The sequence below is a fragment of the Paenibacillus tarimensis genome (assembly GCF_021532315.1).
Lineage (GTDB): Bacteria > Bacillota > Bacilli > Paenibacillales > Paenibacillaceae > Paenibacillus_I > Paenibacillus_I tarimensis.
The window spans coordinates 341,182-363,129 of sequence record NZ_JAKGAO010000004.1 but is presented as its reverse complement, the minus strand read 5'-3'; the positions used below and the strand labels follow the sequence as shown (position 1 = coordinate 363,129).

The 21,948-nt window shown below is 51.8% G+C and carries 24 protein-coding genes; all 24 read right to left on the bottom strand.

The window, feature by feature from the left end:
• Positions 1-19: 19 nt before the first annotated feature.
• Complete coding sequence (locus L1N82_RS03010; protein WP_235285845.1) at positions 20-1,258, bottom strand: hypothetical protein; 1,239 nt, start codon at positions 1,256-1,258, stop codon at positions 20-22.
• Positions 1,259-1,456: 198 nt separating this feature from the next.
• The gene (locus tag L1N82_RS03005; RefSeq protein ID WP_328284417.1) at positions 1,457-2,056 is read right to left on the bottom strand and encodes a histidine phosphatase family protein; all 600 of its coding nucleotides are present in this window, start codon (positions 2,054-2,056) and stop codon (positions 1,457-1,459) included.
• Between the two features lie 22 nt (positions 2,057-2,078).
• Complete coding sequence (locus L1N82_RS03000; protein ID WP_235285843.1) at positions 2,079-2,684, bottom strand: anti-sigma factor family protein; 606 nt, start codon at positions 2,682-2,684, stop codon at positions 2,079-2,081.
• A complete protein-coding gene (locus L1N82_RS02995) occupies positions 2,681-3,277 on the bottom strand; it encodes an RNA polymerase sigma factor (protein ID WP_235285842.1) in 597 nt (198 codons plus the stop codon). The genes L1N82_RS03000 and L1N82_RS02995 overlap by 4 nt, the downstream gene beginning before the upstream one ends.
• 600 nt (positions 3,278-3,877) lie before the next feature.
• Complete coding sequence (locus L1N82_RS02990; RefSeq protein WP_235285841.1) at positions 3,878-4,969, bottom strand: prephenate dehydrogenase; 1,092 nt, start codon at positions 4,967-4,969, stop codon at positions 3,878-3,880.
• A 4-nt stretch (positions 4,970-4,973) separates the two neighbouring features.
• The gene (gene hisC / locus L1N82_RS02985) at positions 4,974-6,071 is read right to left on the bottom strand and encodes a histidinol-phosphate transaminase (RefSeq protein WP_235285840.1); all 1,098 of its coding nucleotides are present in this window, start codon (positions 6,069-6,071) and stop codon (positions 4,974-4,976) included.
• A 138-nt stretch (positions 6,072-6,209) separates the two neighbouring features.
• A complete protein-coding gene (trpA, locus tag L1N82_RS02980) occupies positions 6,210-7,016 on the bottom strand; it encodes a tryptophan synthase subunit alpha (RefSeq protein WP_235285839.1) in 807 nt (268 codons plus the stop codon).
• Complete coding sequence (trpB, locus tag L1N82_RS02975; RefSeq protein WP_235285838.1) at positions 7,003-8,208, bottom strand: tryptophan synthase subunit beta; 1,206 nt, start codon at positions 8,206-8,208, stop codon at positions 7,003-7,005. The genes trpA and trpB overlap by 14 nt, the downstream gene beginning before the upstream one ends.
• Positions 8,205-8,867, bottom strand: a complete 663-nt coding sequence (locus tag L1N82_RS02970) for a phosphoribosylanthranilate isomerase (protein WP_235285837.1) — start codon at positions 8,865-8,867, stop codon at positions 8,205-8,207. The genes trpB and L1N82_RS02970 overlap by 4 nt, the downstream gene beginning before the upstream one ends.
• A complete protein-coding gene (gene trpC, locus L1N82_RS02965) occupies positions 8,867-9,661 on the bottom strand; it encodes an indole-3-glycerol phosphate synthase TrpC (protein WP_235285836.1) in 795 nt (264 codons plus the stop codon). Before trpC ends, L1N82_RS02970 begins: the two co-directional genes overlap by 1 nt.
• Positions 9,648-10,694, bottom strand: a complete 1,047-nt coding sequence (trpD, locus tag L1N82_RS02960; protein ID WP_235285835.1) for an anthranilate phosphoribosyltransferase — start codon at positions 10,692-10,694, stop codon at positions 9,648-9,650. The genes trpC and trpD overlap by 14 nt, the downstream gene beginning before the upstream one ends.
• 11 nt (positions 10,695-10,705) lie before the next feature.
• On the bottom strand, positions 10,706-12,256 hold the full coding sequence (gene trpE, locus L1N82_RS02955; RefSeq protein WP_235285834.1) for an anthranilate synthase component I: 1,551 nt from the start codon (positions 12,254-12,256) through the stop codon (positions 10,706-10,708).
• Positions 12,257-12,596: 340 nt separating this feature from the next.
• Positions 12,597-12,965 (bottom strand): chorismate mutase, encoded by a 369-nt coding sequence (gene aroH, locus L1N82_RS02950; RefSeq protein WP_235285833.1) that lies wholly within the window; start codon positions 12,963-12,965, stop codon positions 12,597-12,599.
• Complete coding sequence (gene aroB, locus L1N82_RS02945; protein WP_235285832.1) at positions 12,962-14,065, bottom strand: 3-dehydroquinate synthase; 1,104 nt, start codon at positions 14,063-14,065, stop codon at positions 12,962-12,964. Before aroB ends, aroH begins: the two co-directional genes overlap by 4 nt.
• A gap of 1 nt (position 14,066) precedes the next feature.
• On the bottom strand, positions 14,067-15,236 hold the full coding sequence (aroC, locus tag L1N82_RS02940) for a chorismate synthase (RefSeq protein ID WP_235285831.1): 1,170 nt from the start codon (positions 15,234-15,236) through the stop codon (positions 14,067-14,069).
• Between the two features lie 216 nt (positions 15,237-15,452).
• Entirely contained in the window at positions 15,453-15,623 is a 171-nt protein-coding gene (locus L1N82_RS02935; RefSeq protein WP_235285830.1) for a hypothetical protein, read from the bottom strand.
• Positions 15,624-15,684: 61 nt separating this feature from the next.
• Positions 15,685-16,470, bottom strand: coding sequence for a CheR family methyltransferase (locus tag L1N82_RS02930; protein WP_235285829.1), 786 nt, complete (start codon positions 16,468-16,470; stop codon positions 15,685-15,687).
• A 42-nt stretch (positions 16,471-16,512) separates the two neighbouring features.
• Positions 16,513-16,956 (bottom strand): nucleoside-diphosphate kinase, encoded by a 444-nt coding sequence (ndk, locus tag L1N82_RS02925; RefSeq protein WP_235285828.1) that lies wholly within the window; start codon positions 16,954-16,956, stop codon positions 16,513-16,515.
• Between the two features lie 26 nt (positions 16,957-16,982).
• Positions 16,983-17,957, bottom strand: a complete 975-nt coding sequence (locus tag L1N82_RS02920; protein WP_235285827.1) for a polyprenyl synthetase family protein — start codon at positions 17,955-17,957, stop codon at positions 16,983-16,985.
• Positions 17,954-18,820, bottom strand: coding sequence for a menaquinone biosynthetic enzyme MqnA/MqnD family protein (locus L1N82_RS02915; RefSeq protein WP_235285826.1), 867 nt, complete (start codon positions 18,818-18,820; stop codon positions 17,954-17,956). Before L1N82_RS02915 ends, L1N82_RS02920 begins: the two co-directional genes overlap by 4 nt.
• Positions 18,810-19,439 carry a UbiX family flavin prenyltransferase gene (locus L1N82_RS02910; RefSeq protein ID WP_235285825.1) on the bottom strand — a complete coding sequence of 210 codons (630 nt, stop codon included), beginning with the start codon at positions 19,437-19,439 and terminating at the stop codon, positions 18,810-18,812. Before L1N82_RS02910 ends, L1N82_RS02915 begins: the two co-directional genes overlap by 11 nt.
• Positions 19,433-20,308 carry a UbiA-like polyprenyltransferase gene (locus tag L1N82_RS02905; protein ID WP_235285824.1) on the bottom strand — a complete coding sequence of 292 codons (876 nt, stop codon included), beginning with the start codon at positions 20,306-20,308 and terminating at the stop codon, positions 19,433-19,435. Before L1N82_RS02905 ends, L1N82_RS02910 begins: the two co-directional genes overlap by 7 nt.
• Complete coding sequence (locus L1N82_RS02900; RefSeq protein WP_235285823.1) at positions 20,305-21,024, bottom strand: demethylmenaquinone methyltransferase; 720 nt, start codon at positions 21,022-21,024, stop codon at positions 20,305-20,307. The genes L1N82_RS02905 and L1N82_RS02900 overlap by 4 nt, the downstream gene beginning before the upstream one ends.
• Before the next feature lie 4 nt (positions 21,025-21,028).
• Positions 21,029-21,898 (bottom strand): heptaprenyl diphosphate synthase component 1, encoded by an 870-nt coding sequence (locus L1N82_RS02895; protein ID WP_235285822.1) that lies wholly within the window; start codon positions 21,896-21,898, stop codon positions 21,029-21,031.
• Positions 21,899-21,948: the final 50 nt, after the last annotated feature.

Here is a 21,948-nt window from a genome sequence, read left to right as displayed (position 1 = left end):
CCAACCGTCCCACAGCTTGTCAATCAAGTTGAATGTGGTCTTGCTCCGAAACATGAACGCCACGGACAATCGCATGTCCAGCAGCAGTCATTCGGACAACCTGACAGCCTTGTTCATCCTCTCCTACACGCAGCAAACCCAAATGCAGCATCATCATGATTACCCGCTGGTTGAATACCGTTTCCGCCGAATCGTAATAGAAGGGTCTGATAAGCGGCAGCAGTTCTGATCTTAGCGGGTCTATTGCGACCCATTTGACAGCAAGCTCGTCGATCCAGTGGACGATCGCTGTCAGATTCGGTACTGCTCCCTTATACAGGCGAAGCCAAAAGCGATACAGCTCCGATGGCTCTTCTCTGCGCTTACCTTCTAGTTTTTCTTTACCCGCCATGGTGAGGGTTAATCGCATATCCGATTCCGAGATCAGCCCGCTGTAATAACAATAGTCGTACAGCAGGGACAACCGGTCCGGGTAATCCTTGAATCTTCGGCCATAACCGAAACGCCAGGCTCCCTTGACAGGCATTTCCTCCGTAATGGACATCAGCTCAAGCACCTGCAGAGTCTGCCGTTTGTACATTGCCCCCTCCACAGTAAGCGGAATTTCCTGTTGTTCCACATAGCGGAGTAAATGCAGAATGTCATCCGCCAGCAGCAGCTGCTCATCCCGGTAGACAGGAGGCTCCCCGCATTCCTTGATTGCTCTGCGGTATCGTCTTGCCAGCGCCTCCTTAAAGCGCTGCTTCAGGTCGCTCGGCACATGAAACAGATATCGGTCCATTCCACTGTGTCCGTTAAACAGCCATCCCAAATGCTTAAACCTCGCTATGGTATCACGTGGCCCTGGCTCTGCCGCCGGCTTAACTTTCTTGCTTGAGCGTTTGGAGACTGGCTTGTCTGCAGGCTCTTTCCTGCTCTGTTCGCTACCCGGGAGCATCTCACTTGCGCTTATTGCGCTTCTTGCACCTGTAACCGCTGACTGATCATCCTTGCCAAAGCTGCAGTTTCTGGCACGGGCAACTAAGTCCTCCAGACTGAAGGCATCTCTGGAATCAAACAGCAGGGAATTGAGAAAACGAAGATCCTCGACAGGCATGTCCTCAAGTTGGTTATCGAACAGCTCTTTCCCGCTTACTGCTACCAGGATAGCCTGAATCAATTCATGCTTTGAGTGGCCGCTGCAATCACAGCGGTAAACACCGGCAATCCGGGCCAGTTGGGCGATATCCGCATAGCCCAGCATCTCTGCCAAGTTCATTTTCCCGCCTCCGCTTCGCATGATTTACTATCATTATGGGAAATTCGGGAAAATTTAAACCTCTGGATGGGATGATAACGCCTCGTCTTAGTCAGATGGATAGAATAAATTGTAATAGGCCTATAAATAGAAAAAGACTGCCACAGGATAAATACCTGCTTGCAGTCTCTTGAAATGTTCAAATTTGAATCAAATAGTCTAGCTTCTCTGTTCCAAATCCTGAAGATGCAAGGTGCAGTTCTCCAATAAAGGCTGCCACGACGAATCCACATACTCCAGTACAGAGAATGACATATTGACCAGGTATCCATTGTTGGCACGGCGGCACATCGCCTGAAACAATTGTGCGAGGAAGCTGCCATGGGATACGACAAGAAGACGGATTTCCGGCTGGCTGGCTCTCCATTCGTCAATGAAAGCCATGCCCCGTTTTACGATTGACTCATCGCTCTCCTGTCCGGCATCCGCTTGTCTCCAGTCCGTCCCCCAGCGTGCCAGACGCTCCTCCTCTGTTGTCCCTTCTATGATACCGAATGACCGTTCCCGGATTCTCGGGTCTGGGGGCAGATGAGGGATATCAAGGGTCCGCGCAATAATAGCTGCTGTATCGTAGGCACGCTTCAAATCGCTGGATACGATCGCATCCCATTTCCCTTCCTCTGCTGACAGCCTTCTGGCTAAGGCCTCTGCCTGGCGTATCCCTTCTTCGTTAAGGGGGATGTCAGTCTGCCCCTGAATTTTGCCAAGGGCATTCCACTCCGTTCTGCCATGCCGGATTAACCCAATCCTCAAGGGCACCCGCTCCTTTACCTCAAATGTGTCACGACCTTGTCCTTGACAGCCAATTCATAAACAGGAGAGTCATGATGATGCCGAGTATTGACAATGCAATCCAGTATTCCGGAATTTTGGGTACAACCTGAAGGACAAGCGGGTCACTGATACTCGCTACCGGCACTTCCTGATAGTAATCCAGACTGATTGTCGCACCCGGGTTATTAGCATCTGCCGTTTCAATCAGTCCTGTCATTTTAACTACTTCGTTAGATGATGAATTGCCGGAGTAACCGAACAGGAAATAAAACAGCCCGCTTACAAACATAGCCATACAGCTTGCTATAGCAGCGGCAATATTGCGGCGGAATGACCTTGTGAAGCGATAGGAGCGCTCCGTTACCGGCATAAGCCAGCTCTCTTCTTTATAAATGCGCTCCATAACACCGCGGTTGACATGATCGATCGGCGCGCTCTCCGGCATTTCGAGCGACAAGTCACGAATCATGGCTTCGCTTTCTTCCCATATGGCGAACTGCTCTGCACAGCCTTCACATTCTATTAAATGCTGCTCAAACGCCAGGCGTTCCGGATCATTCTCCGGCAGATCCCAGACAATACCGAACAGCTCTTCCGCTTCTCTGCAATTCATTGCGCCTTCATCCCCTCGTATTCTTCCAGGATCGGCGAATCCCCAAAGTACGGCTCAAGCTGCGTCTTGACACTGGCTCTGGCCCGGAACAGTAATGATTTTACCGAGCTGACTGTCTGGCCCAATATGGAGGCAATCTCCTGATAATCGAGCTGATCGTACTCGCGCAGGATCAGGGCCGAGCGCTGCTTCTCCGGGAGGTTATTAATCGCCTTACGTACCAGTCCCATCCGCTCATTTTGCAGAAGCTTGTATTCCGGTATCGTATCAGCCGACGCTACGGGCACGTAACCGGATTCGTCAAGTGATACATTTCCACTTTTCTGCTTGCGGAGCTCGCTGAGTACGGTATTTCTTGCGATTGTATACAACCATGTGGAATAGGATGCGTCTCCTTCCCGAAAGGAATGCAGACTGCGATATGCCTTATAGAATGTTTCGGAGCAAAGATCCTCAGCCAACGGCTCGAGTCCTGCCCCCTTCAGCATATGCAGTATGAAAGCCATTATCTTTCGTTGGTATCGCCGCATTAATTCCGAATATAGCTGTACGTTGCCGTCCTTTATTTCTCGTATCAACTGGGAGTCGGTCATGCAAGCGACCCTCCTTGGCTTTCGGAGTTAGCTCCCCAGTACGGTATACACATTGTACCTACCGGAGAGTAAAAAGTTTCGCTGAATATTAATAAATTATCATAACGAATAATGATTTCTTTTCCGCTACTCAACCATTGCTTGCCGTCTAGCAAATCTATACAGCATATGAAAGGCTCCAATATAGTTATACTTCCTTATGGTTTCGAGTTGATCATCAAAATCCCTGCCACATTCGACAATTTTCGATGATCGCCAGTTTTTTACAAAGCATATGAATATTCTAACACAGCTTCAATCAAAGGATAAATTAAAATTTACCAACTTTTGACCTCAGAATTTGTCGATACTGTGTTATACGTACAAGAATCTGACGGCCAAGAGAAATTACCTAAGCCTATCTTCATGGTAATATGCCTATTAGGAGATGTCCAATCACTCTTATTATGAACACAAAAAAAAACCACCCGATTACGGGTGGCTGCACGACTAAGTGCGAATGATTTGGATAGGAGTGGAGAGAAACCATACTGTACTTTTATTATATGTATCCGTTTTCATTCTGTCAAGTATCCGTTTTCATTTTTCGTATATTATTTTTTAAAAATGCACCTTGAACTCTAATGACTCGAGTAAACGCACCGCCCTGTCCAGCTCCTCCTGCTTGCGGAACGATAAACGCAGCGTGCCAGGGACATCTTCCCTGCTCTCAATAATTTGCAGATTACTCAGATTGATCCGGTGCTTGCCAAGCTCTGTCGCAATCCGCCCTATGATTCCCGGATGGTCAGGAACGTCAATATAGCACTCGTATAAGGCTCTTATCATGCCTTTACGGCGTTCTGGGAGTCCTTCGCGAAATTCTCCTGCTGTCCGGAATGCTTCTTCGATTAAAGTCTCGTTGCCCTCCTCCAGAATGTGCATAAACTGCTCTGTATTCGCCCTCCACTCCTTAAGCAGCTTTAACAGAACCGTCCGGTTGTTAATAAGAATATCCCGCCACACGACAGGATCACTGGATGCAATACGCGTAATATCCCGGAAGCCCCCGGCAGCAAGCGCCTGATAAAGGTCGTTGTGTTCGCTATAGCCCCTTACCTGGTTCACAAGTGCAACCGCGATTATATGGGGCAGATGGCTAATCGCACCGACAATTTCATCGTGCTCTCCCGCTTCCACATGTACAATATGAGCGCCTGTATGCTGAAGAAGCCCAGTCAGCCGGTCAACTGCCTCCTGAGGGGTGCTGCTGTCGGGTGTAAGGACATAATAGGCATTCTCAAACAAGTGGGAACTGGCCGCTTCAACACCCGAGCGTTCGGACCCGGCCATCGGATGCCCCCCTATAAATACTGCTCCGTTCAAGTCCATCGTCCGCGCCCTCTTCGCTACACTGGCCTTTGTGCTTCCTACATCGGTAATAATGCACCCCTTCTTAAGCGGTAGAGTGCATATCGCTTCCATATAGGTCTCCAAACTGCCTACCGGTACACAGAGGAAAATAAAATCGGCATCCGCCGCTGCTTCCTCCAATTTGGTGGTCGCCTCATCGACGACCCCCCTGTCCAAATATTTGCGGACTGATTCTGGGCGGACCGAATGGCCAACCACATGCAGCCCAGGCTTGCCTTTAAAGCATAATGCCAGCGATCCGCCGATCAGGCCGACGCCGAATATCGCAATTTTAGTCATAATATCAACTTTGCACCGCCAGTTCCTGCAGCACCTGCTCCAGTGCCTGGATGAATTTCTCGTTCTGCTCCCTGCTTCCGACTGTAATACGTATATGTGTCGGGTAATACGTCCAGCGGGCTCGTGCTATAATACCCTTGCGCAGCAGCCCGTCAAATACAGCCTGGGACGGCTGCTTGACATCTACCATTACGAAGTTGCCATACGGCTCAAAATAGGAAAGCCCCAGCCGGTCAAACTGCTCCTTGAGGTACTGCAGCCCCTCAGCATTCCGCTCACGGCAGCTGTCAATGAAAGCTGTGTCCAGGATGGAAGCTCTTGCTGCTGCCTGAGCATACCGCGTTGTATTAAAGGGCTCGCGCACTTGATTAACGTACCGGATTACCTCAGGATGTCCGATACCATAACCAATACGCAGAGACGCCAGTCCATAAATCTTAGAGAACGTCCGAAGAGCAATGACATTCTTATACTGCTTCACATAATCTACGCCATCCGGGTAGGATGGATCGCCAATATATTCACAATACGCTTCATCCAGAATAACCAGAACATGAGGTGGAACCTCGGACAGGAATGCGTCCAGCTCCTCCCTTGTCACGATTGTTCCCGTCGGATTATTAGGATTACAGATCCATATAATTTTAGTCCGCTCGTTCACTTTGGCCAGCATGGCTGGCAGGTCATGCTTCCCGTCTCTCAGCGGCACTTCCACAATCGTAGCATGCTCAATCTCTGCATTATGCTTGTACTGCGGGAAGGTCTCGTCCGCCATCACGGTTTCGTCACCCTTTACGAGAAACGCACGGGCAATCATCAAGATCACCTCGTCTGACCCCGCGCCGAAGATCAGTTGGTCGCCACTCACGCCCAGATGCTCGGCAAGCGTCTGTGTTAAAGCTACCGCCCCCCCGTCAGGGTATAAGCTTGTGTTATCGAGCTCCGACATAATGGCCTGCTTCGCCTGCTCAGAGCAGCCAAACGGATTTTCGTTTGATGCAAGTTTTATAACCTCGGTAAGGCCTAGCTCTCTCTTAACCTCTTCAATCGGTTTTCCCGGCTGATAGACCGGAAGATGTACAATATTGCTTTTCGGCTGCACGGCGTTCACCTCATCCAATTTATCCAATAGACTTACTCGTTTAGCATTTAATGAACATTGTCTCATATCCCCTGCCATTCATCAAGAACCAAAGAGCCCTGCCGGTATACGGCAGAGCTCTAGTAAAGCGTGAATGACTTAAGCTTTCAGATCTCTTACATAGTCATGAATATACTGCAGGCCTTCTTCCCTGCGGTCTGGTTCAGCCAGCAGCGGCAATGCCTCTTCGATCTTCCGCACGATAGCGCTGCCCACTATGACGCCGTCAGCCTGCTCGGCAAAGCGCTCCACCTGCTCTCTGCTGGAGATGCCGAACCCGACCGCGATTGGAACGGAAGCCGCTTCCCGGACTGACTGCAGAAATTCATCAATGCCCGCATGGAAATCAGATCGTACACCGGTTACCCCTAGCGAGGATACGCAATACACGAATCCTCTCGCTTTAGCGGCTATCCGTTTCACTCTGTCATGAGAGGTCGGGGCAACAAGCGGGATAAGGTGGATGCCCGCCTGCTCGGCAAGTCCGCGCATTTCCTCATCCTCTTCAATCGGAAGGTCGGGAATAATAAGTCCGCTAATGCCTTTGCTGGTGATCAGCTCGAAGAATCGTTCAAGGCCCAGCTGAAGCACCGGATTATAATAGGTGAACAGGATAAACGGCACATCCGCTCCTGCATTACGTGCATCCTCAGCTACCTGGATGCAGTCCACAATCGAAATACGGTGGCGGAGTGCCCTCTCCGATGCACGCTGAATTACCGGCCCGTCAGCCAGCGGATCTGAGTAAGGCACGCCCAGCTCAATCATATCCGCGCCTGCCTGAACCAGTGTCTTGATAATATCGACGGATGTACGGATGTCCGGATCACCCATTGTAATGAAAGGGATCAGCGCGGTTGAACCGCTTGCCCTCAGTTCCTCAAACACCTGGTCAATGCGATTCACCGGGTTCACCTCCGAGATAATGCATAATGGACTCAACATCCTTATCGCCACGGCCCGACAAGCTGATGACAATAACCTTGTCACTATCCAGCGTCGGTGCAAGCTTCATCGTCTGGGCAACCGCATGCGCCGATTCGAGCGCAGGAATAATCCCCTCAGTGCGTGATAGCAGCTGGAGAGCCTCCAGCGCTTCGGCGTCTGTAATCGGTACATATTCAGCGCGTCCCGTGTCCTTCAGATAAGCATGCTCAGGCCCGATTCCCGGATAATCAAGCCCTGCCGAGATGGAGTGAGCAGGCTGGACCTGTCCATATTCATCCTGCAGCACGTAGCTTAGCGATCCTTGGAATACACCATGCTTGCCCTTGGTCATTGTTGCAGCATGCTCTAGTGTCTCCACCCCTCGCCCTGCGGCTTCTACACCAAGGAGACGAACCGATTCATCACCCACGAACGGATAAAATATGCCTATCGCGTTGCTTCCGCCGCCGACTGCCGCGACCACGTAATCAGGAAGCTTGCCTTCCGCCTCCACAATCTGCTCTCTTGTCTCGTCACCGATAACGCGCTGGAAGTCACGGACCATCATCGGATAGGGATGCGGTCCTGTTACAGAACCAAGTATATAATAGGTATCCTCGACATGGCTTACCCAGTACCGCAGCGTCTCATTGCAGGCATCCTTAAGCGTGCGCGTTCCCGAGGTAACAGGCACTACCTCTGCTCCGAGCAGATTCATCCGGAATACATTCAGCTGCTGCCGCTTTGTATCCTCCTCCCCCATGAAGACCTTGCATTCCATACCCAGCAGCGCTGCTACCGTTGCTGAGGCAACACCATGCTGCCCTGCGCCTGTTTCAGCGATAATCTTGGTTTTACCCATCCTCTTTGCCAGCACGCCCTGTCCAATCGTATTGTTGATTTTGTGCGCGCCTGTATGGTTTAAATCTTCCCGCTTCAAGTATATCTTGGCGCCGCCAAGATGCTTGGTGAGCCGTTCAGCGTAATAAAGCGAGGTCGGCCGGCCCGAATACTTATTCAGGAGGTAGCGGACCTCACGAATAAAATCAGGATCCTTAGAATAATGCTGATAGGCCTCCTCCAGCTCAAGGAGTGCGTTCATTAAGGTTTCCGGAACATATCGTCCGCCAAACTTTCCGAAACGCCCCTGCTGATCAGGAACTTGATTCATGCTGTAGCCACCCTTTCCACAAAAGCTTTTATTTTGGCAATATCCTTCACGCCATCCGTTTCTACTCCGCTTGATACATCCACGCCATCCGGCCTGTAGCTCTGAACAAGCTCACCTACGTTGTCTGGATGCAGACCGCCTGCCACATACAGAGGTACGCCGATTTGAGCAGCTGCCTCCTTATAGCCGTCGATAACCGTCCAGTCGAATGCTTCGCCCGTTCCGCCTCCCGCTGTATCAATTAAGAACGCGTCTACCGTTCCTGCATAAGGCTCAAGCTTCCTCATTGCGGCGTTCTGATCTTCATGGGGAGCAACAGCAAATACTTTCCAAACCTCTACATCGTACCTGCCCTTAATGGTTCGGCATAGTTCCGGCGATTCCTGCCCGTGCAGCTGAACAACATCCAGAGGGGCAGCCGGGAGCAGCTTGTCCAGCTCCTCCGTGGTCGCATTAACGAAGACGCCAACCATCCGTGGACGCCTGCTCCCTGCGCCTGTTATGGCTGCAGCTGCCGCAATCAGCTCCGCTGCCTGCTCTACGGTGACCTGTCTCTTGCTCTTCGCAAAAACAAGTCCGATCTCGCTTACCGGCAGGCCGTTCATCTGCCATACTGTACTGCTGTCTTTAAGTCCGCATATCTTGATGCGCGTGGTCATTACGTTTTCACCGGTCCCAGCAGCTTATGTACAGCTTCCCCGACATTCGGCTGACGCATAAAATGCTCACCTACCAGCACGCCCTGCGCTCCCACACCAGCCAGATAATCGATATCAGCCGGCCCGCCAATGCCGCTTTCGCTGATCAGAAGGGCATGCTCAGGAACCAATTCCGCCAGCGCTTCCGTAACGGCCAAATCGGTCTCGAATGTCTTTAAGTTCCGGTTATTAACGCCTATCAGTGTCGCCTTGCCAAGCTCCAGAATGGATTCCAGCTCCTGCCGGTTATGGACTTCAACGAGCACATCCATACCAAGAGAGCGGGCCAAATCGATATATTCGTCTATCTGGCTCGCTGTAAGAATTGCAGCAATCAGCAGAACAGCATCTGCTCCGATTACCCGGGCCTCATAGATTTGCCGGTAATCGATCGTAAAATCCTTACGAAGCAGCGGAACCTGCACATGCTTGCGAACCTCGCTCAGATAATCGTTCGAGCCTTGAAAAAAATCGGTGTCCGTCAGCACAGAGATACAGTCCGCCCCTGCTTCCTCATAAGTCTTCGCAAGCTCCACCGGGTGAAAATCCTCGCGGATCAGGCCTTTGGAGGGCGATGCCTTCTTCACCTCGGCTATCAGTCCCATTAGACGGTTACGCCGGGACCTTAGCGCTTGCTCAAAGCCTTTGCACGCCGGCATGCCGGTAATCTTCCGTTCGATTTCCGGTAAGGAAAAGGACTCAGTCAGCAGTTCAACTTCATGCCGCTTGGCGGCTACGATTTTATCCAGAAACATGGGTCAACTCTCCCGTCTTCATAATCAATTCAGCCAGCTTAGCCTGCGCTTTGCCCGTGTCAATCAGCTCTCCTGCAGCTCGCACACCCTCCTGCAGAGAATTGGCCTTCCCTCCGACATACAAGCACGCACCCGCATTAGCCAGCACGATATCCCGGTATGCAGACCGTTCTTCGCCTGCGAAGATCTGCCGGATGATGTCAGCATTACGAGCAGCGTCACCCCCAAGCACTTCACCGATTGGCCGCCGCTCGAGTCCAAGCTCTTCTGGCGTGATATCATAAGTCTTAACGGTACCGCCCTGCAGCTCGGAAATCTGGGTCGCATCCGAAATGCTAATCTCATCCAGACCATCGTGACTGCTGACGACTACCGCTCTCTTCAGTCCCAATTTGCCCAGAACAGCTGCCACCGTCTCCGTTCGTGACTTGTCGTATAGGCCGAGCAGCTGGCGGTCCGCCCCCGCGGGATTCGTCAAAGGCCCCAGCATATTAAAGATGGTCCGGACACCAAGCTCGCGGCGGGGAACCGCAGCATGACGAAGAGAAGGGTGGTACAGCTGTGCAAACATAAAGCAGATGCCGATGTCATCCAGACATCTTCCAGCCTCGTCTGCCGTCAGATTTATTTGGACGCCCAGCGCCTCCAATACATCCGCGCTTCCGGCCTTGCCGGACATAGCACGATTCCCGTGCTTGGCAACCCGGACTCCGCCGGCCGCCGCAATAATTGCGGATGCGGTGGAGATGTTAAATTTATGAATCCCGGAGCCGCCGGTGCCGCAGGTATCCAGCAGTCCTTCTTGCTCAGTCTCTACGCGGTTCGAACAGGCCCGCATTGCCTCTGCAAAACCTGTAATTTCCTCCTCCGTCTCGCCTTTCATACGAAGAGCTGTAACAACGCCGGCTATCTGTACAGGGGTTGCCTCGCCCTGCATAACAAGGTTCATAACCTGCCTGGACTGCTCACGTGTCAGATCCTTGCCGCCCACAAGCTGCTGCAAAGCCTGCTGCATCGAAATCGTGTCCGCCATCTTGATTCCTCCTATACCCGATGATAATAATCCATGTTTATCATACTGCCGGCTGCTTTCGTTTCCTTAACCGGGAACATCGCTTCCGCGGTTCGGATTGCTTTAAGCATGGCCTTAGCTTTATTGACGGTCTCCATGTATTCGTTCTCAGGCACGGAATCCCATACGATACCGGCACCTGCCTGCACGTAGGCTTTGCCATGTTTGAATATGATCGTCCGGATCGTGATGCAGGTGTTCAGGCTGCCGCCGAATCCCAAGTAGCCAATGGCGCCCGCATATGCTCCACGCGCTTCATTCTCCAGCTCTGCGATAATCTCCATTGCCCGCAGCTTAGGTGCGCCAGATACGGTACCGGCCGGCATGCAGGACACGAAGGCATCGAAGAAATCCTTGTCCTTGCGAAGCTTGCCTGATACGTTGGAAACGATATGCATGACATGAGAATAACGTTCGATCTCCATGTAAGCATCACAGCGTACCGTTCCGAACTCGGATACACGGCCGATGTCATTGCGTCCAAGATCCACAAGCATTAAGTGCTCAGCCCGTTCCTTCTCATCAGCCAGCAGTTCCAGCTCCAAAGCAGCATCTTCCTCCGGCGTGCGCCCGCGCGGCCGTGTACCGGCGATCGGACGTGTCTCCACCTTATCCCCATCCACCTTCACAAGCGCCTCAGGTGATGTACCGACAATCACCTCGTCCTCCATTTTCAGATAGTACATATAAGGTGATGGATTCATCGTTCTAAGCACCCGATATACATGCAGCGGATCTACACTTGTTTCGATATGAAAGCGCTGAGACAGCACCACTTGGAAAATATCCCCTGCCCGGATGTATTCTTTTGCTCTATCCACATTATTCAGGAACTGCTGCCTGCTCAGATTGGACTTCACCTCACCGAGCTCGGGGTCTTCTGGCGGCGAGCCGCCGGCTGCAAGAGGGTACGGTACAGGCTGCTGCATCCGCTCGATCACCGCTTCAATACGTCGCAGCGTACGGTCATACGCTTCACTGATCTCAAGATCGGTAGCACCTTCCCGGATATGCACGTTACCGATCACCTGAATTTGCTGTTTAATATGATCGAAGACGATGATCTGGTCACAAAACATAAATTGCAGGTCGCTCATCTGCATATCATCCATCCGGTGGGCCGGCAGCTTCTCATAATATTGAAGGAGATCATATCCGAAAAATCCAATCGCTCCGCCGGTAAAGGGCGGCAGATCGGGAAGCGAAGGACTGCGGTAAGCCCTAAGATGCGCTTTTAACAATTCCAGAGGCTTATCATTCAGCTCGAACGTTTGTCCCTCCCGCTCCAGGACCATTCTTCCGTTCTTCCCGCGAATCATCATGAATGGATCGGTTCCAATAAAGGAATAACGCGCCCACTTGACCCCGCCCTCCACGCTTTCCAGCAGAAACGCATGGTCTTCCTTGCTGAAATGCTGAAATAACCGGATCGGTGTTTCGGTATCGGCCATGACATGACGGGCAATCGGTATTAAATTGTACTCGGCTGCCATTCGGATTACTTCGTTGCGCTCGCTCGTCATCTCTTATCCCTCCGTATTGGAATATAAAAAAGCCCCTGCACAGGCAGGAGCGGTTATGGGTATAAGATGAAGGTTTACGGAAGAACGCCTCATCAGCCATCTGCGCCATCACCCTGTGGTCATGTTCTCGCCTGGCCTGAAGCGAAAGCGGCCAAACACTACCTACTGTGTCTGCCCGTCTTCCTTAATTCCTCTAAACTCAGCTCATCTCAACTCGTCATACACTCTGCTCTGCTCTATGCTCAATTACTATTGGTCTCTTCTTTTTCGCTAAAACTTGTTACCACTATACACTAGCAGCTATCCGTGCGTCAACCCGGCTGCCGGGCCGGTTTCGGACTCAAGATTTGCCCAAATCGGGACGTAGAGCGGCTGCTTCACCCATGTAGATATGATGTATTTCAGCTTGCGTCTTGTCCGTATTAACGAGCACCATTAACCGGATACAGCGTTCAAGACTGCCCTTGACCGGAACCTCAACCGCACACATCAGGGGAACTAGCTCCCAGCCTTCCATTTCGCGGATGGCTCTGGCAGGAAAAGCAGCATCCAAGTCAGTCGTCACCGTAATCAATACGCTGCATATATCTTCAGGTGAAACACTATTCTCCGTAACAATTCCGTTCAGCACATCAATGGTGGCCTGCAGAATAGGCTGTTCTTCATTCACATCTACCGTAATCGCTCCGCGAATTCCCCGTACACTCATGCTTGCCCAGTCTCCCCCTTAAGCTGCTCCACGGTCCGTCTAACCAAATCAGCCGACATGTTCTTATCAATGACGACCCTGCCGATAGCGGTCGGTACGACAAAAACCATACGGCCTTCCCTGAATTTCTTGTCTCGCATCATGGCGCTCATGATCGCCTCTGTATCATAGTTGGCGGGAATCCCTACCGGAAGACCACAGCTGTTAAAGAGGCGCAGCGTAACGTCATAGACCTCTTGGGGTGCGCCGAGCTCAACACCAATTCTGGCCGAGCCGACCATGCCGATTGCAATAGCCTCCCCATGTGTCAGCTCTCCATAACCTGCCACCGCTTCAAGCGCATGCCCAATCGTATGACCCAGATTTAAGATAGCGCGCAAATCCTGCTCCCTCTCGTCCTTGGATACAACCTCGGCTTTAATACTGCAGCCCTTGTATAGAGCGTAGCCCAAAGCCTCCGGATCAAGAGCGAGCAGCTCCTCCATATTCTCTTCAATCCAACTGACGAATCCGGCATCCCAGATCAGACCGTGCTTAATGACTTCTGCCAAACCTGAACGGACCTCCCGTCCAGGTAGCGTCTGCAGAGTTTGCAGATCATACAGAACGATTTCAGGCTGATGGAACGCTCCGATTATATTTTTGGCCAGCGGATGGTTAACGGCTACCTTGCCGCCAACACTGCTGTCATGAGCCAGGATGGTGGTAGGGATTTGGATAAAACGAATTCCCCGCATATAGGCCGCGGCAGCATAGCCGGCCAGATCGCCGACCACGCCTCCACCCAGCGCAACAATGGTGGAATGCCTGTCAAGACCAGCCTCCAGCGCCTTGGTAATGACCGATTCAAATACGGACAACGACTTCGAACCTTCTCCGGACGGTACAGTAATCGAGACGGTCTGGTAACCGGCTGACCGGAGCTGCTCCTCCAGCGGCACAAGATAGTTATCCGCTACGTTAGCATCTGAGACGATCATAAGCGGGGACTTCAGGCTGACACCATGCTTGGCAAACAATTCAGCCGCTCTTTGCAGCAGACCTTCCCCGATGTAGATCGGATAAGATCGGTCACCCAGATCGACGGTTAACTCACGCATCTTAATACTGCCCCACTTGCTCAAGATAGCGGTTCAGGTTGCCCCGAATCTCCTCTACTGAGTCACCGCCGAACTTCTCCAGAAATGCTCTGGCGACCTCCCAGGCGACAACATGCTCCATCACTACACTTGCTGCTGGTACCGCACAGCTGTCCGAACGCTCTACCTGTGCCGTGAATGGCTCCTTCGTATCAATATCAACACTGCGAAGCGGCTTATACAGGGTTGGAATCGGCTTCATGACGCCGCGCACGACGATTTGCTCGCCTGTTGTCATACCGCCTTCAAAACCTCCTGCACGGTTTGAGGCCCGGTAGAAACCACGCCCATCCTCATACATGATTTCGTCATGAACCTGTGAGCCACGCAGCTCGCCTGCTTCAAAACCAATGCCGATCTCGCAGCCCTTGAAGGCATTAATAGACACGACAGCCTGCGCAATGCGGCCATCAAGCTTGCGGTCCCACTGAACATGGCTGCCCAGCCCTACTGGCACACCCTCAATAATACATTCCACAATTCCACCGATGGAGTCCCCGTCAGCCTTCATCTGGTCAATATGCTCCATCATCTTAATTTCCGCTTCCTTGTCCACAACGCGGACCGGTGATTCCTCCGTAATGCGGATTAATTCGTCAACCGGCAGCTGGCTCACTTTCGCTTCCACCTCACCGATTCGAATCACTTGTCCAGCTACCTTAATGCCGAATTCAGCCAGAAGCTGCCTTGCAACGGCACCAACCGCAACACGCGCTGCCGTTTCCCTGGCACTGGAACGCTCTAATACATTACGCAGATCCTTCAGGTTATACTTTAAGCCGCCGTTCAAATCGGCATGTCCGGGTCTTGGACGATGCACGCGGCGCTTCTCTTCATCGCTGCCTTCAATTGGTTCAATGTTCATTACACTGGTCCAATGCTTCCAATCGTTATTCTCGACCACTAAAGCGACAGGGGCACCGGTTGTTTTACCATGACGGACACCGCCCACGATATTGGCACGGTCCTTCTCGATTTGCATTCTCCGTCCCCGTCCGTGACCCTTCTGTCTGCGCTCCAGCTGAAAGTTCAGCTCTTCAAAATCAATCATCAGATTGCTCGGTAGACCTTCAATAATGGCAGTCAGCTGAGGACCATGCGTCTCGCCGGCCGTTAAGTATCGTAAACTCACTCCGATTTCCCCCTAATTCGCTATGTATATCCGCTAATATCTTTGCTCATTATAGTATAGCCCTGACGGTTTGACAAGAAATGAAGGCCATGTATACAATTCCCGGCTGGCTTTGTCTTTTACATATAATAAGGGCCTCATATAAGAAAAAACCGCTTCCTCCGTGTGTCGGCTGTTGCCGATTGACGGGAGAAGCGGTTCTAGTATACTGCCATATCAGCAACCGCTGATCGGTTGCTTAGCGGGCAGGCCAGCCGGATCCGCCGGCAGCTTGAAATCTTCAATTATGCCGGTCACCTGTATAGCTTCAAGTCCAAGTATTTGCGCGCACTCATGAATCGTAATCATCCCACGGCGGTATGCCGCGATTACTTTGCGCTTATCCATCCTATACCTCCAGACATGCATGCTTACTGTCAGTATCGGAAAAAAGATGAACACTTATACATTAGTCCGTTTTTCTGCGGTAAAAAAAGGTCTCCACCGTATCAAGCCCATATTGGGCGGGTGAGAAAATCTGTTCTGTACTGCCTACAAACAACATGCCTCCAGGCCGTAAGCTGCTCGCGAACCTGTGGTACAGCTCATGCTTCGCCTCTTCCGTGAAGTAAATCATTACATTACGGCAGACTATGAGGTCAAAGCCGGTCTCAAACGCGCTGTGCAGCAGATTGTGCTGCTGAAACCGGATAATCTTCCTCAGCTTGGGATTGACAGTAAGCTCATCATCCCCTGCATGGTTGAAGTACTGATCCCTGTACGAGGACGGCACATCCTTGACCGAACGGTCCGAATACCGCCCCTCCATCGCTTTCTCCAGAACCTTGTTATCTAGATCCGTGGCCAGGATCGAGGCCCGCTCGAAAGCGCCAAGCTTGTCCAGTATCATCGCAATCGTGTAAGGCTCCTCGCCTGTAGAACACGCCGCACTCCAAATCTTCAGCTTGCCGCCCGTCTTGAGCATCTCCGGCAGGAATTTCTGCTCGAGAGCCGCCCAGCGGTTTGGGTTGCGCCAGAATTCGGATACATTGATTGTCATCCGGTCCAGGAACTCATTCATCAGCTTCGGATCAGAATTTAGCGCTTCCGTGTAGGCTGCAAAAGTGGTAAATCCATGCTTTGCTCGAAGTGTAGTCAGCCTGCGTTTCATTTGCGCTTCCTTGTACTGCGAGAGATCGATGTTTGTTTTCGCCTTGATTTGCTTAATGAAAAATAAAAAATCCGTGTCTTCCATAAAGCGCTCCTCCCGCGTCCTGCAGTTAGTCTGTGGCCTAAATTAAATCCAGCGCTGGATCGTATGATCGTAAGGAATCAGCTCGGCTGGATCGAAGAAAATACCGATTTCGCGCTGTGCGCTCTCCACGGAGTCCGATCCGTGAATCAGGTTGAAATTGGTATGTACCGCAAAATCGGCGCGAATAGTGCCCGGGGCCGCTTCCACGGCATTGGTCTTGCCGATCAGCGATCTGGTCAGCGCAATGACCTGATCACCCTGCCAGACCATCGCGAACACTGGACCAGATGTGATGAACTCAATTAGCGGCTCATAAAAGGGCTTACCTTTATGCTCGGCATAATGCCGCTCCGCAAGCTCCTTGCTAACCATCATCAGCTTCGCACCAACAAGCTGTAATCCCTTCTTCTCAAAGCGAGACACGATCTCTCCGATTAGACTCCGCTGAACACCATCTGGTTTCACCATCAAGAATGTTTGTTCCATTATTAATCCCTCCTGTACGGATGTTCTTAATAACTGCGTTCGCCAATAAAATAGGCTATATCCTTCAAGCTCTTCCGGGCCGGTATATCAGGTAGACCGGAAAGCGCGTGAACCGCTTTATCTATATATCGGCTGGCGAGGCGTTCTGCTTCACCTATTCCTTCGCTATTCCGAATAAGTTCAATGGCTCTGCTGCTGTCTGCTTCACCATTGGTGCTCTTCAGTCTGGCAATTTCAGTGAGCAGCTCCTCCCGCTTGTCCGCTTCACGGAGAGCGAGAAGTACGGGGAGTGTAATATTCCCTTGACGAATATCGGAGCCGGGAGGCTTGCCGATTTGCTTCTCTGTCCCGCATATGTCCAGCAGATCATCACGGATTTGGAAGGCCATCCCGATGTTATAGCCGAACCGGTACAGCCGGTTGTAAATTTGCTCGCCAGCACCAGCTGCCATCGCGCCAAGCTGGCAGCTGATAGCAATCAGCAGCGCCGTCTTGCGGCGGATTCGAAGCAGGTAATTACGCACGGTTTGTCCGGTATTGAAAAAGTCGCGGATCTGTTCCATTTCACCGATGCACATCTCCACAAGCGCTTTGGACAGCACCTGGTGAATGGCAGGGTTACTAAGCTCTGTGACAATTGTCAGCGCCTTAGCATGTATGTAATCACCCGTATACATGGCGATGCGGTTATCCCATTTAGACTTGACGGTCAGCTGGCCGCGCCTCGTGCTGGCATCATCAATCACATCATCATGCACGAGTGACGCCATGTGAATCAATTCAAGCGGAACAGCGACCTTTTCCAGCACGTCAAGCCGGTAGTCGCCAAACTTGCCCGCCAGCAGCACGATGACCGGACGAATCCTTTTCCCGCCCGCCTTCAGCAGATGGAGCGAGGTCTCGCTAAGAAGCAGATGATCGCTCGTAATGCTCCGCTCCAGCTCTTTTTCTATTTTGTTAAGATCGGCACGCATCTTTGCGTATATATCCAGAAGTTTCATTCGTTCACCTGTGCCACAGATTCAGACCAATACCGGATACCCACATCCTGACTGAGCAAGCCTAACTGCTTTGCAAAGCCAAAATAGTGCATCAGGCCTGTCTGTTCGGCTGTGCCAAAATCATGGCTCAGCCCGTGAAAATACTGATTCCAGTAGGACAAATCACCGCCGATTTCAGCTGCCGCCTTTCTTGCCAGCTCACCGGCATACCGTATGCCTCTGCGCTTGCTTTCCAGCAGCGCCCGGTGCAGCAGCCCGACCTCTTGAGGATAAGACTCTGCCACAGAACGCCGGACCGCTACAACCGCATACGTCATGCTGTGCCCGGTCCATTTCTTCCACATCTCGCCGACATCCAGCACACGGTAACCATGCTCCAGCCAGGATGCCCGAATCGCATGGTCCCCAATCAGCAGCGCGGCATCCGCCACCTCCATCATGGCTTCTAAATCCGGCTCCATTGACAGATACTCCGGCTTCGCCTGATATCTCTGCTCCAAGACAATCTTCAACAGGTTAATCGATGTCTCGGAGGTTGTTGTCAGCGCAATTCTGCCGCTAAGCATCCGGTCAAACGGCTCCTTGTAGAAGAGCAGAATAGAACCCACCGGGCCGTCTGCGCTAACTGATAAACCCGGCAGGAGCAGCAGCTCGCTGCTGTGTCGGGCATAAGCAAAGGATGACACGGCAGCAGCGTCAATTCTGCCTTCGCCCAATGCTTTATTCAATACAGACGGGACAGCCTGCATAAATTTGAGAGGCGGTGCATCCATTTCTGCTAATACTTCATTCAAGTAGTCATATATCGGCCATACATTGGCATAATCAATGCGTCCGATGGTGATCGGGCGTTTAAGGCCCATCCTGCTCATCTCCCCATCTTCGGTACAAATCGTGCTCGAAGGGCATGTTGTCGAGTACTTTACCAACCATAAATTCAATCATATCACGCATAGTCTGCGGGCGATAGTAAAAGGCCGGCATGGCAGGGATAATCCGCACGCCAAGTCGGGCCAGTTTAAGCATATTCTCCAGATGGATGGCATGAAGCGGTGTTTCCCGCGGCACAAGAAGCAGCTTCCGTCCCTCCTTCAGCATCACATCGGCAGCCCGTGTCATCAGGTTATCCGACGTGCCGTGGGCGATAGAAGCAAGGGTCCCCATGGAACAGGGAATAATAATCATGCCATCCATGCGGAAGGAACCGCTCGCTATGCTTGCACCAATATCGGCTACCGGATGATACCGGAGAGCACCTTCAGCCAGATAAGGGCCAAAATGCGTTTCGAGCGCCTCCTGCCTCTTCGAAGCAGTCCAGCCCGCTTCTTCCTTCAGCACACGCCATCCGGCCTCCGTAATGACAAGGTGTACCTGCACGCCGCCGGCAAGCAGGACCTCGGTGAGCCTAATGCCATAGACAGAGCCGCTTGCTCCCGTAATCCCCACTACCCATTTGCCGGCATAAGAGCGATTGCTCACCATTGATGCAGCACCACCAAATCAAGCAGCGTAAAGACAAATAATACGACACTCAGCGTTCCGTTCATAGTGAAGAACGATAAATTAACACGCGAAAGGTCCTGCGGCTTGATTATGACATGCTGATAGAAGAGCAGACCTATTGCAATAATAGTGCCTGTCAGATACCCCCAGCTTAATTCGGTCATCCAGAATAACGCCAGGAAACCGCCGGCTGGTACAAGGTGGAACAAACGGGCAAGCCATAAGGAGCGCTTGATTCCAAAACGGGCTGGAATCGAGTGAAGACCTTCCCTGCGGTCAAACTCGTAATCCTGGCAAGCATAGACGATATCAAAGCCTGCTGTCCAGAAAGCGACGGAAACATAAAGCAGATAAGCGGACCACCCTGCTGTGCCCGTAACGGCAACCCATCCGCCAAGCGGCGCGAGCGCGATCGTAAAGCCCAGGAATAAATGGCATAGCCAAGTGAACCGTTTCGTGTAAGAATAAAAAACCAGCATAAAGATCGCAACAGGCAGCAATTTTACTGCCAATGGATCAAGCCGGAAGGAAGCTGCAAACAATAGAAGGAATGAGACCGTAATAAAAATAAGCACTTCATTCGAACGCAGCAGTCCTGCGGGAATCGCACGTTTTTCCGTCCGCGGGTTACGCGCGTCAATGGCCCGGTCGATCAGCCGGTTTAGTCCCATGGCTGCGCTTCTGGCGCCCACCATAGCTACAATAACCCATCCGATCTCCCCCCATCCCGGCAGCCTGTCCTGTTCCATTACAGCTCCCAGAATGGCTCCCACGAAGGCAAAAGGCAGAGCAAACAGCGTATGCTCAAATTTAATCATTTCCATAAAAATCTTTATTTTACGCATCATGTCCGGCCATTCTCCTTCGTGCCGATGTGGAGAGCGGCAATTCCGCCGGTCAGCGGATAGGCTTCCACCTGCCTCAGTCCGTTCTGTTCGAAAATCGCCTTCAGCTCATGCCGATCCGGAAAAGCAACCAGCGACTCGGGCAGCCATTTATACTGTTCATAGCTCTTGGCAACGAGCTTGCCGACAAGCGGAAGCAATCTGCGGAAATAGAAGTAATAAATCCCCTTGAATGGCTGCCAGGTTGGCTTCGAGAGCTCAAGACAGACAACCTTCCCTCCCGGCTTCACGACACGACGCATCTCCTGCAGCACCTTGTGCAGATCAGGCACATTGCGCAGGGCGAAGCCAATTGTCGCATAATCGAATGAATGATCCGGATAGGGGAGGCTCATAGCATTGCCCTGAACAAGACTGATCTGGGAATCCAGGCCTTCCTTATCCAGCTTTTTATGGCCGATATCGAGCATATTTTGGCTGAAGTCAAGCCCAACCACATGCCCTGTACCGCTCGCCTTCGCGATGGCAATCGTCCAGTCGCAAGTTCCGCAGCATATATCAATGGCTGTTTCTCCTGCCTGAATATTCATCTTTCGCATCGTAAATTTACGCCAGGCTTTATGCCTGCGGAAGCTGAGCAAATCATTCATCATATCGTATTTGGGGGCTATGGTCTCAAATACGGAATGGACGAAGCTCTCCTTCGTCTTCGCATCCATCTTGTCACCTCATCTCGTTGTATACAGCCGCTTGCGCGGTAAAAGGACGCAGAATGCTCTCGCCAAGCTCCGCCAGCTCGCCCGTGAGCTTGTCCGATTCCAGCTGGCCCGCAGCAGTCTGAAACTGCTGAACCGCCTGCTTCAACATGCGGATCAGCTGTCCGCGCAAGTCGTATTTTCGAGCCAGGAGTTTAATAAAGCTATCCTCACGCCCGTGTTGAATCAGCTTCATCTTCTCCTCTTCCGATCCATGCTCAAGCACATGCCAGTATCCCCAGCTGCCTTCAAACCGCAATGGCTCGCTCACACGCTCAAGCTCGTCCATCACAACATCGCAGCGGCTGACAGCCGCAAGCAGTTCAGGCCATACGGGGGAATGCGCTTCTCCCAGAAACGGGCCAAAGCCCGCAAACAAACCGCTCTTCAGTTCGGTGCATGCAGCCATATATTCTTCCGCCGTCAGCTTCATCTGCCTCATCAATATATACAGATTCATCTTTTGACGGTTAATCTCGCAGATGGCGTCACTCAGGCAGCGGACCATTCCCACCTGCCCTGCCTGAGACAGCAAATGGTAAAATCGTGCGCTGTAATAGTCGCCGGCCAGTACATTCAGCTGCCTTTCACGCATGCGTATTTGGGACAGAACAGCCGTGTCGGTATCAATGACGTCATGGATATCCAGCCCCATCTGAACCAGTGACACGACAAGCGCATATAGCTCGTGATGCTCAGCACTTGCTGTGCCTTCAGACAACAGCGTATATAGTAACCTGACCCGGAAGTCGGGGAAATCCGGAAGCTCGGTATGGGTTGTTATCATGTCGTGCTCGACGTATTTTCTGGCTAATTCTGGTATGCGGTATTCATTCATCGTCCAGCCTCCGGGCAGTGCAGTTCATGTTCCAAGCTGCAGCTCTATAA

Coding starts and splice junctions, on each gene's coding strand:
- L1N82_RS02995 (WP_235285842.1), bottom strand. CDS start 3,277: ATGACCGACTCCCAGTTGATACGAGAAATAAAGGACGGCAACGTACAG.
- L1N82_RS02905 (WP_235285824.1), bottom strand. CDS start 20,308: ATGATGCGTAAAATAAAGATTTTTATGGAAATGATTAAATTTGAGCAT.
- L1N82_RS02900 (WP_235285823.1), bottom strand. CDS start 21,024: ATGGATGCGAAGACGAAGGAGAGCTTCGTCCATTCCGTATTTGAGACC.
- ndk (WP_235285828.1), bottom strand. CDS start 16,956: ATGGAACAAACATTCTTGATGGTGAAACCAGATGGTGTTCAGCGGAGT.
- L1N82_RS03010 (WP_235285845.1), bottom strand. CDS start 1,258: ATGAACTTGGCAGAGATGCTGGGCTATGCGGATATCGCCCAACTGGCC.
- L1N82_RS02970 (WP_235285837.1), bottom strand. CDS start 8,867: ATGACCACGCGCATCAAGATATGCGGACTTAAAGACAGCAGTACAGTA.
- trpD (WP_235285835.1), bottom strand. CDS start 10,694: ATGGCGGACACGATTTCGATGCAGCAGGCTTTGCAGCAGCTTGTGGGC.
- L1N82_RS02915 (WP_235285826.1), bottom strand. CDS start 18,820: ATGGGCCTTAAACGCCCGATCACCATCGGACGCATTGATTATGCCAAT.
- trpB (WP_235285838.1), bottom strand. CDS start 8,208: ATGAATCAAGTTCCTGATCAGCAGGGGCGTTTCGGAAAGTTTGGCGGA.
- L1N82_RS02920 (WP_235285827.1), bottom strand. CDS start 17,957: ATGAAACTTCTGGATATATACGCAAAGATGCGTGCCGATCTTAACAAA.
- L1N82_RS02895 (WP_235285822.1), bottom strand. CDS start 21,898: ATGAATGAATACCGCATACCAGAATTAGCCAGAAAATACGTCGAGCAC.
- L1N82_RS02935 (WP_235285830.1), bottom strand. CDS start 15,623: ATGGATAAGCGCAAAGTAATCGCGGCATACCGCCGTGGGATGATTACG.
- aroB (WP_235285832.1), bottom strand. CDS start 14,065: ATGCGTGAGTTAACCGTCGATCTGGGTGACCGATCTTATCCGATCTAC.
- L1N82_RS02910 (WP_235285825.1), bottom strand. CDS start 19,439: ATGGTGAGCAATCGCTCTTATGCCGGCAAATGGGTAGTGGGGATTACG.
- L1N82_RS03000 (WP_235285843.1), bottom strand. CDS start 2,684: ATGAATTGCAGAGAAGCGGAAGAGCTGTTCGGTATTGTCTGGGATCTG.
- aroH (WP_235285833.1), bottom strand. CDS start 12,965: ATGAGTGTACGGGGAATTCGCGGAGCGATTACGGTAGATGTGAATGAA.
- L1N82_RS02990 (WP_235285841.1), bottom strand. CDS start 4,969: ATGACTAAAATTGCGATATTCGGCGTCGGCCTGATCGGCGGATCGCTG.
- L1N82_RS02930 (WP_235285829.1), bottom strand. CDS start 16,470: ATGGAAGACACGGATTTTTTATTTTTCATTAAGCAAATCAAGGCGAAA.
- trpC (WP_235285836.1), bottom strand. CDS start 9,661: ATGTTTCTGGATAAAATCGTAGCCGCCAAGCGGCATGAAGTTGAACTG.
- trpE (WP_235285834.1), bottom strand. CDS start 12,256: ATGACGAGCGAGCGCAACGAAGTAATCCGAATGGCAGCCGAGTACAAT.